We start from the raw sequence: 7,337 nt of genomic DNA, 5'->3' as shown, positions 1-7,337 counted from the left end.
TGCACTAAATCAAAAATTGAGGCAAGATTTGAAGCATGTCTGAACCAAAGTTATTCATTTCATATTGTTGGTCGAGTCCCGAACATGAAGACTGGGTTCTCCGGCTTGGTACTGAGCTCCGAGAGAACGGAGTGGACGTAATATTAGATAAATGGGATCTGAAAGAAGGGAATGATGCAAACGCATTTATGGAGAAAATGGTTTCGGATGAAGAAATCAAGAAGGTCATCTTGGTCATTGACGAGCAATATAGCGATAGAGCCAACTCGAGAAAAGGTGGTGTAGGAACGGAGACCCAAATTATCTCAGCCGAGGTCTATGAGAGTGTCGATCAAAATAAGTTTGTTGCTGTAATAGCAAGCAGAAATCCAGAAGGGAAAGCAAAACTTCCCGTATTTTATAAATCAAGAATTTACATTGATCTGTCGGATGACGAGCTCTATGGAAAAAACTTTGAGCAGTTATTGAGGTGGATTTACGACAAGCCATTAAATGTAAAACCTGAGATAGGAAAGAAACCCGCATTCTTGGACAAAGAAGAACAAGTTTCATTAGGCACATCGGTTGCGTTTCGAAGATTAGTGGAAGCAATAAAAAATAACCGTTCGCATGCGCATGGAGCATTGGGTGAGTACTTTAACCTATTCTCAGTTAACCTTTCACGGTTTAGGTTGGAACCAAGCAATGGAGCTAATGATTTTGATGAAAAAGTAGTTGATAGCATTGAACAATTCATTCCTGCCCGGAATGAATTAGCAGAGGTTTTTGGTGCTATTGCACAATATGATCAAACGACGGCTTCAGCCTCGGTAATACATAAATTTTTCGAATCTCTGGTACCATTTCTCGATAGGCCAGAGGGCGTTAATTCCTGGCACAAGTGGGACTGGGACAATCTGAAATTCATCATACAAGAATCTTTCATCTTATGCGTTTCAGTTTTCCTAAAATATGAAAGATTCGATATCGTCGCATACTTGCTGAATCAGCGATATTACATTGAAATGGATGATCGTTATGGACGTAGCACCATGGCATCATTCGGTGTATTTCGAAATTATCTCGAATCTCTTAACCATCGAAATAGCCGCTTAAAACTTCAACGATTATCAGTTCATGCAGATATGATCAAGGAGAGGTGCACAGATTCAGGGGTTTCATTTAATACTATAATGCAAGCAGATTTTGTTTTGTATCTGGCGGAAGCATTACAAGGGCTTAAGGAGGAACGAAGGCAAGAATGGTGGCCAGAAACACTTGTTTTCAAGTCATTTCATGGTGGTACGTTTGAGATTTTCCTTAGATCTGAATCCATAGGGTACTTTAGCCGCCTAGCTCCAGTTTTGGGTATAAGTAAGAAAACAGAACTGGAGCCAATTGTTGAAGGCATAAAAAATGACTCTATATACGTTCCAAAATGGCAGTTTGATAGGATCGCTCCTTTAGAGTTAATGAACTATGAGAATCTGTGCACACGTGCATAACAAAGTGCTGCTAGGGACAATCCTACGCTGCGCTTCGGTTTGCCCCAGAGCACGGCGTTAGATTCAAATTGGAGTAAATATCGGAATGAGGGAAAACATCGCGGCTAAAGCGATTGATGCAGGGGGTAAGCTCACAGTAAAGAGTGCGTTAAACCCAATCTTGTGGCTTTGCGCAATTGTTTCAATCCCTGGTCTTGTTGCAATTCAATTTATAAATCCTACTCCGATCTGGCTGGTTATCTTAGTTTGTGGTCCTGTAGTAACCGCAATGCTTGGATTTCTGATCCTGTTGTTTGTTGATCGAGACAAGCTTCAGTCGGAGGAGTATCAGATTCGAAAACAAACACTAGAGTATATGCAGCAAAAAGGTCAGGCCTTGCCATCACCAGTTAATGACACAGAATTAATCACGCCTCCAGATTTGGGCCAGATGTTGGAGGATCAGCAGTAATGAAATCGTTTATTTTTATATTTAATGGCGGCGCAGATGAGCGTGAAAAGCTCGTAAAAATTCTCGATCAACTCCCAGAGGTATATACGTGGCGCTACGACATGATTTCTTGTATCTATATTCTCTCAAATCATACAGCCAAAGAAATACAAGAAGCTATTAAGCACCACTATCCTTCGATAGGACGTCACATGATTACTAAGCTGGGTAATGAGTACTGGGGTGAATTAACTGGTGAAAGTTGGCATTTCTTAGAAAAGTGTGAGCATGCACCAGAATCTAACGAATAAGGATAGGTCGCGCGCAGCCGCGACCTTATCCGATTGGTTGAACAAGCCCGGAGCTGTCTGATGACTCTCTATAGGAAAATATCTTTTCAAAAATGAGGCAGGATGGCCTGATGCGTTGATGGATACTTTTTTCTGGCCGAGCGGGGTCCTTGGCTTTTCTTGGCCAAGAATAGAACGGATTCAGTTGTACATGAAGCGCTGTTCCCTCCTTATTGGTGCATGTCCACTGTTTGGCCGGGCGCGTGGGTTACCCCGATAGCCAGCCCGGTCTGAACACCTGCACAAACCGCATGGGCGAACGGCAGCGCGGACAGCGCAATACCGGCCTTTCCCTGAGCTTGAGCGTGTCGATCACAACCCGGAGCGCCATCTGGACAAGCCGCAGCAACCGCTTGGCATTGCCGTGTAGAAAGCCGTAATCGCGCACCCGCCGGAAGCCCTTTGGCAGAACGTGTTGCAGTACCCGCCACAGGAAGTCGGCCCCCGGCAGGGATCGGGTTTTGGATTGGCCCGTTTTACTCTCGATGTAGCGGAAGGTGACCTCGCCATCGCGGTCACTGAGAATCTGCTTCTCGCTGATGACCCCGCGGTAGAGATATTTGGACAGGTATTCCAAAGCGGGCTGGCCTCTGCCGGCACTCTGGCACTGCACCACCCAGCTGGCAGGCGTTGCCGGCGGCTCGAAGCCCTGCTTTCTCAGGGCTTGCAGAAACCGCGCCCTGAAGACCTTGGCGAGGGCCTGGCCATTGAACAGGTATTGACCTCTTACCGTCTTCCACTGCCGCCGACGACGACCCACAGCGCCGCCGGGCACCACGATGTGACAGTGTGGGTGGTAGCCCAGCCGACGGGTTTGCGCCAGCTCCCCTCAGCCCGGCCGGGCATGGAACAACTGAGCTGCACAGACTCCTCACTGATCTACAGGTTCCGGCCTTCACCATGTCCCGGCCATTACGCTGAACCTTGGGCTACTATGCCGTCTGCTGACTTCTGCTCATTCACCGGACCGGTTACCCGGCCCGGCGCTATCGGTTTGTATCGGATTCGCTCCCCTTGGGCGATACACTCCAAGGGGCCAAGGCACTTATTAGCCAGAGCCTTACTGGCGATTGACCGATCGCCCGATGAGCAGATCTCCCCGAATAAGAACATGGACTTTCACTGCACAACCGCATCATTTACCCTGCCCGTTAGATCACGTGGCTTCGTCATCTGGTGCTGACTCGCCTCCAGGCTAGGCCTTATATGATGTTTCTGTCCGTCGGCTTGCAGTTTTGCTAGTGGCTTCCTCCAGACCGCTCCTCGCGGGTCGGCCCTTGCCGTTCGCTAGTAGTTGACGTTTAATAGCATCTTGGATACTAAATAAACGGTGATCTTCCTACAGGGGACTTTCACCCTATTAGTTCATGCCCATGTCGGGCGTACACCGCCGCAAGCGTCGGTGGGACGCTCGCAAGCTCGCGCCCTTGCACGCGGCGTTATGTCATGAGAGAAATATGGTAAAGCTACCGACAGAGTTCAATGTCGATTTCAATTACCCAGGAATCGATGTCAAGGTTGAGTTAAGCATTCTGAAGGATTACTTAGCGCATCTGGAGTCCGGTGTGCATGAAATTGGGGAGCAGTACATTTTAAACGAGCGAGGCAAATACCTAGGTTGTGAATATCATGAATACTCGCATGTATATGATATTGCGGAAGAGGAGTTCCCTAGGCTCATTAAGCTGCCGTTCTTGGTAACAATACACACAGCGTTTGAGAGTTCAGTTGTGAGGTTGTTGAATTATGCAAAAACGAGAGAAGGGGCTGGCTTATCTTTGAGAGATTTGGACAGTCGAAAAACTAAGGTTAAAAAATTCAATAAATACCTTAGGCATATATTGAACTACGACTTTCATTTTAATACTCAGTTTGAGCAGGAATTTTCTGACTTATCTAAAGTCCGTAATTGCGTAGCACATGCAAATGGCGTATTCGAAGCTCTATCGAAAGAGCACCAAGATGGAATTGAAAGATTGATTGATAGAAATATAGGGGTATCAATAACTTCTGGCGGCATTGATGTGTCTTACGACTTGCTGAAAAAGTCAATGGAATCCGTTTCTGTCGCGGTTGAAAAACTGATGAAATTTATGGAGTCACGCTATGGGTTCTATCAATAGACATAATCGGGTAAGGGCGGGTGGACACCCCCGACCAAGACTGGGCCGCTGCCAGCGAAGATTCGCATGCAGTCATACGCGAGGCAAAGAATGCCGGTGTCTACATATTTGGCGGTGGTATCAACGCAGATGTCGCGCCGCTGATGGTTGCTGCCGATGGCACCGCCACCAACGATACCTATCCGCAGACCAAGGAGCTCGATGGCGGTTTCTGCGTGCTGGAACTCCCATCGCGTGAAGCCGCGGTCCAGTGGGCCGCAAAGATCGCCGAAGCCTGCCGCTGTCCACAGGAACTTCGTGAATTCCACTATGATCCCGAAATCTGATCGACCGGCTCACAGCCAAGCTATACGGCGAGATCTGCCGCAAGCGTGCTGGTACTATCCAGATTGGATACAGTGGAAGGTGTCGATTCTCGCTTGTTACATTCGATAACCTTCTGGGGCTGTATCAGAATTAAGGCGATCGAGCATTAAGAAAAAAATATTGGTTAATATGAAAATTTCAATAGCAACAGAAATAGAAGCACCTCTGGACAGAGTTTGGAATGCCTGGGTGACGCCTGAAGATATCACCAAGTGGAACTTTGCAATTTCAGATTGGTGTTGTCCCAGGGCTGAGATAAAGCTTGAAGAAGGCGGCCAATTTAGCTATCGGATGGAAGCCAGGGATGGATCCGCTGGATTCGATTTCGAGGGTATATTCACCAAGGTCAGCCCTCAAAAAAGTATCCATTTCCATCTTGGAGATGACCGGGAAGTGAAAGTCGAGTTCACGGAAACCGGAGATGGCGTCAGGGTTACAGAGACTTTTGAAGCGGAGGACGAAAACTCAGCAGAGCAGCAAAGGCAGGGTTGGCTCAGCATCCTGAACAATTTTAAAAGTCACGTTGAAAGTAAAGAATGAGTAGCGAAGAGGAACTGTTAAGCCGCGTCAGGAAAGCATTCTCCCAGGTCCCCAATGTTACAGAGCGACGCATGTTCGGTAGCATGGGGTTCCTTGTCAATGGCAATTTATGTATTGGATGCCGCCCTGAACGTATCATGTGTCGTATCGATCCCGAGCTTCATGATAAGGCGATAGCTCAGAATGGTTGCCGTACGGTCGTCATGCGTGGACATGAGTATCGAGGCTGGGTCTATGTAGATGCCGATTCCGTGCGCACGCAGCACTCGCTGAAGCGCTGGATCGACCAGGCCTTATCATATGTCGAATCATTGCCGCCAAAAGAGCGCTGACAACGATCTGTCAACCGAATTTTCCCATCGTATAGTGGAGGAGATAATCATGCATAGTGGAAGTTGCCATTGTGGCCGCATCACATTTGAAGCCGAGGGATACCCCGAAGAGGTCATATCATGCAATTGCTCTCATTGTAGCCGGAAAGGCTATTTGCTCTGGTTCATTCCCAGGGAGAAGCTGCACCTTCATACTCCGGAACGGGATCTGGGTACTTATACATTCAATAGACATGCCATCAACCATCATTTTTGTAGCGTCTGCGGATGCGCTCCTTTTGGAATTGGAAAAGACCGCTCCGGTAACTTTATGGCCGCTATAAATGTGCGCTGTTTTGCAGAGTTCGACATATCGGAGCTGCCCGTAAAGCAGGTCGATGGTCGCAGCCTCTAGCAGGCGGCTGAACGTCAGGTGTTCGAGGCTTCGTGGAGACACATGCATGACACAGGTAAAACGCAGTTCCGACTGCGGTAACTCGCCCAAGAACAGGATGGTGGAGGATATCGCTGTGGCGTTGGAAACCCGGGACACAGGCTTCCTTTTAAAAGTCCTGGATCCTGATTCGGTATGGAATCACAGCGGCGGTACAGTGGCTACCGCCGAAACCATCTTTGAGCAGGTTGGAAACCTGGATATGCCGGCTGAAGTGGCTGTTGACCGCGTGATGTCCCATGGAAAAGTGGGCGCCGTAAACGGAACCAGCGGCGAGCAGCGATTCTGCCACGTTATCGAGTTCACCTCAGTCAAATGCAATCGGGTTCGCCGTATCGAATCCTATTGTGGCTGAGGCTTTTGGCCTGCAGCGAGCCTCCGAACCGGGCAGACCGCGTCTGTACATGATGCACCAGAGCGTCCGCAGGACGGCTCAACCATCCCGACAGGCAATATCAATCGTCGATATGAATGGCCAGCCCCGTCCGTCCCTCCGCGATATGATCGACGAGGATATTCTGCTGATACTGCCCGCTGTTCTGGCGCCGGAAAGGAATGGGCGGCTCGTCGAAGATATGCGCGAGGCGATCGCGCCAGGCTGACAACTCCCTATCTGCCGTCGCTGCTGGCAGGTTGCCGGTTCCATAGACAGCGTGGGTCGGCAACACTTCCATGCCGGGGAAAAACAGAGCACCGTGGGTGATGGGGAACAACAGCTCCTCCAGCGGGCCGTTGATACCGCGGGGCGAATAGTCAGTTGCCGGGCCACCCACCATTACCGACAGCAGGGCGCGCTTGCCTTTCAGAATGCCGTCGCCATACCGGTAGCGATTGCCCTCGCCTTTGTATCCGTATGCGAAGCCGTAGGCATACACCCGGTCTATCCAGCCCTTCAGGATGGCCGGCATACCAAACCACCAGAGGGGAAACTGCAGTATGACCGCATCGGCCGCAAGCAGCTTGCGCTGTTCCGCTGCGACATCGGCGGTTTGCCGATTCGTGGTGTAGGCGTGTCCCGACTCCTCGATATACGCTAACCGATCGCGGTTTACCCGGCAGGGGAAGTCCTGTCCATCAAAGGTGGCTTTCCAGCCCATGCCATACAGGTCGCTCTGCAATACGGTATGGCCCTGCCCTTCAAGTGTCTGTTCCGTTGCGGCAACAAACTGGCGGGTCAATGACGTAGGTTCCGGGTGTGCATATACTATCAATACTGTCTTGGGCATGATTTCATCCTATTACAGGGTGGCTTTCGGGATATTCCGGTGTGATCGATACG

The 7,337-nt window shown here is 49.4% G+C and carries 10 protein-coding genes and 1 pseudogene; 9 read left to right on the top strand and 2 right to left on the bottom strand.

Annotated features, from left to right (window positions below):
- Positions 1 to 35 precede the first annotated feature (35 nt).
- The 3 genes from MWN76_RS18350 to MWN76_RS18340 all read left to right on the top strand — a co-directional run bounded on the left by MWN76_RS18350 (position 36) and on the right by MWN76_RS18340 (position 2,225).
- Complete coding sequence (locus MWN76_RS18350) at positions 36 to 1,484, top strand: SEFIR domain-containing protein (RefSeq protein WP_250464159.1); 1,449 nt, start codon at positions 36 to 38, stop codon at positions 1,482 to 1,484.
- Positions 1,485 to 1,569: 85 nt separating this feature from the next.
- Entirely contained in the window at positions 1,570 to 1,935 is a 366-nt protein-coding gene (locus MWN76_RS18345) for a hypothetical protein (protein WP_250464157.1), read from the top strand.
- Positions 1,935 to 2,225, top strand: a complete 291-nt coding sequence (locus tag MWN76_RS18340; RefSeq protein WP_250464155.1) for a hypothetical protein — start codon at positions 1,935 to 1,937, stop codon at positions 2,223 to 2,225. Before MWN76_RS18345 ends, MWN76_RS18340 begins: the two co-directional genes overlap by 1 nt.
- Before the next feature lie 247 nt (positions 2,226 to 2,472).
- Here MWN76_RS18340 and MWN76_RS18335 read toward each other — a convergent pair.
- Positions 2,473 to 3,078 (bottom strand): annotated as a pseudogene (locus MWN76_RS18335) (IS91 family transposase); the annotation flags it as partial.
- A 643-nt stretch (positions 3,079 to 3,721) separates the two neighbouring features.
- Between MWN76_RS18335 and MWN76_RS18330 the strand changes: the two are divergent.
- From MWN76_RS18330 to MWN76_RS18310, 6 genes are all read left to right on the top strand, one after another.
- Positions 3,722 to 4,387 carry a hypothetical protein gene (locus MWN76_RS18330; protein WP_250464151.1) on the top strand — a complete coding sequence of 222 codons (666 nt, stop codon included), beginning with the start codon at positions 3,722 to 3,724 and terminating at the stop codon, positions 4,385 to 4,387.
- A gap of 20 nt (positions 4,388 to 4,407) precedes the next feature.
- On the top strand, positions 4,408 to 4,713 hold the full coding sequence (locus tag MWN76_RS18325; RefSeq protein ID WP_250464149.1) for a YciI family protein: 306 nt from the start codon (positions 4,408 to 4,410) through the stop codon (positions 4,711 to 4,713).
- A gap of 169 nt (positions 4,714 to 4,882) precedes the next feature.
- A complete protein-coding gene (locus tag MWN76_RS18320; RefSeq protein WP_250464168.1) occupies positions 4,883 to 5,293 on the top strand; it encodes an SRPBCC family protein in 411 nt (136 codons plus the stop codon).
- Positions 5,290 to 5,625: a TfoX/Sxy family protein gene (locus MWN76_RS18315; RefSeq protein ID WP_250464147.1), complete on the top strand. Its 336-nt coding sequence runs from the start codon at positions 5,290 to 5,292 to the stop codon at positions 5,623 to 5,625. The genes MWN76_RS18320 and MWN76_RS18315 overlap by 4 nt, the downstream gene beginning before the upstream one ends.
- Complete coding sequence (locus MWN76_RS21345; protein WP_486635230.1) at positions 5,594 to 6,019, top strand: GFA family protein; 426 nt, start codon at positions 5,594 to 5,596, stop codon at positions 6,017 to 6,019. Before MWN76_RS18315 ends, MWN76_RS21345 begins: the two co-directional genes overlap by 32 nt.
- Positions 6,020 to 6,065: 46 nt before the next feature.
- Positions 6,066 to 6,413 carry a nuclear transport factor 2 family protein gene (locus MWN76_RS18310; protein ID WP_250464145.1) on the top strand — a complete coding sequence of 116 codons (348 nt, stop codon included), beginning with the start codon at positions 6,066 to 6,068 and terminating at the stop codon, positions 6,411 to 6,413.
- Positions 6,414 to 6,513: 100 nt separating this feature from the next.
- Here the strand turns inward: MWN76_RS18310 and MWN76_RS18305 are convergent, their stop codons facing one another.
- Complete coding sequence (locus tag MWN76_RS18305; protein ID WP_250464143.1) at positions 6,514 to 7,284, bottom strand: NAD(P)H-dependent oxidoreductase; 771 nt, start codon at positions 7,282 to 7,284, stop codon at positions 6,514 to 6,516.
- Positions 7,285 to 7,337 lie beyond the last annotated feature (53 nt).

Origin of the sequence: Microbulbifer litoralis (assembly GCF_023634065.1) — a bacterium.
GTDB lineage: Bacteria > Pseudomonadota > Gammaproteobacteria > Pseudomonadales > Cellvibrionaceae > Microbulbifer > Microbulbifer litoralis.
This window is presented reverse-complemented; position numbering and strand designations above follow the sequence as displayed.

What these genes read in the sequence shown, in the direction of transcription:
- MWN76_RS21345 (WP_486635230.1), top strand. Translation starts at nt 5,594, where the DNA reads ATGTCGAATCATTGCCGCCAAAAGAGCGCTGACAACGATCTGTCAACC.
- MWN76_RS18310 (WP_250464145.1), top strand. Translation starts at nt 6,066, where the DNA reads ATGACACAGGTAAAACGCAGTTCCGACTGCGGTAACTCGCCCAAGAAC.
- MWN76_RS18330 (WP_250464151.1), top strand. Translation starts at nt 3,722, where the DNA reads ATGGTAAAGCTACCGACAGAGTTCAATGTCGATTTCAATTACCCAGGA.
- MWN76_RS18315 (WP_250464147.1), top strand. Translation starts at nt 5,290, where the DNA reads ATGAGTAGCGAAGAGGAACTGTTAAGCCGCGTCAGGAAAGCATTCTCC.
- MWN76_RS18340 (WP_250464155.1), top strand. Translation starts at nt 1,935, where the DNA reads ATGAAATCGTTTATTTTTATATTTAATGGCGGCGCAGATGAGCGTGAA.
- MWN76_RS18320 (WP_250464168.1), top strand. Translation starts at nt 4,883, where the DNA reads ATGAAAATTTCAATAGCAACAGAAATAGAAGCACCTCTGGACAGAGTT.
- MWN76_RS18350 (WP_250464159.1), top strand. Translation starts at nt 36, where the DNA reads ATGTCTGAACCAAAGTTATTCATTTCATATTGTTGGTCGAGTCCCGAA.
- MWN76_RS18305 (WP_250464143.1), bottom strand. Translation starts at nt 7,284, where the DNA reads ATGCCCAAGACAGTATTGATAGTATATGCACACCCGGAACCTACGTCA.
- MWN76_RS18345 (WP_250464157.1), top strand. Translation starts at nt 1,570, where the DNA reads ATGAGGGAAAACATCGCGGCTAAAGCGATTGATGCAGGGGGTAAGCTC.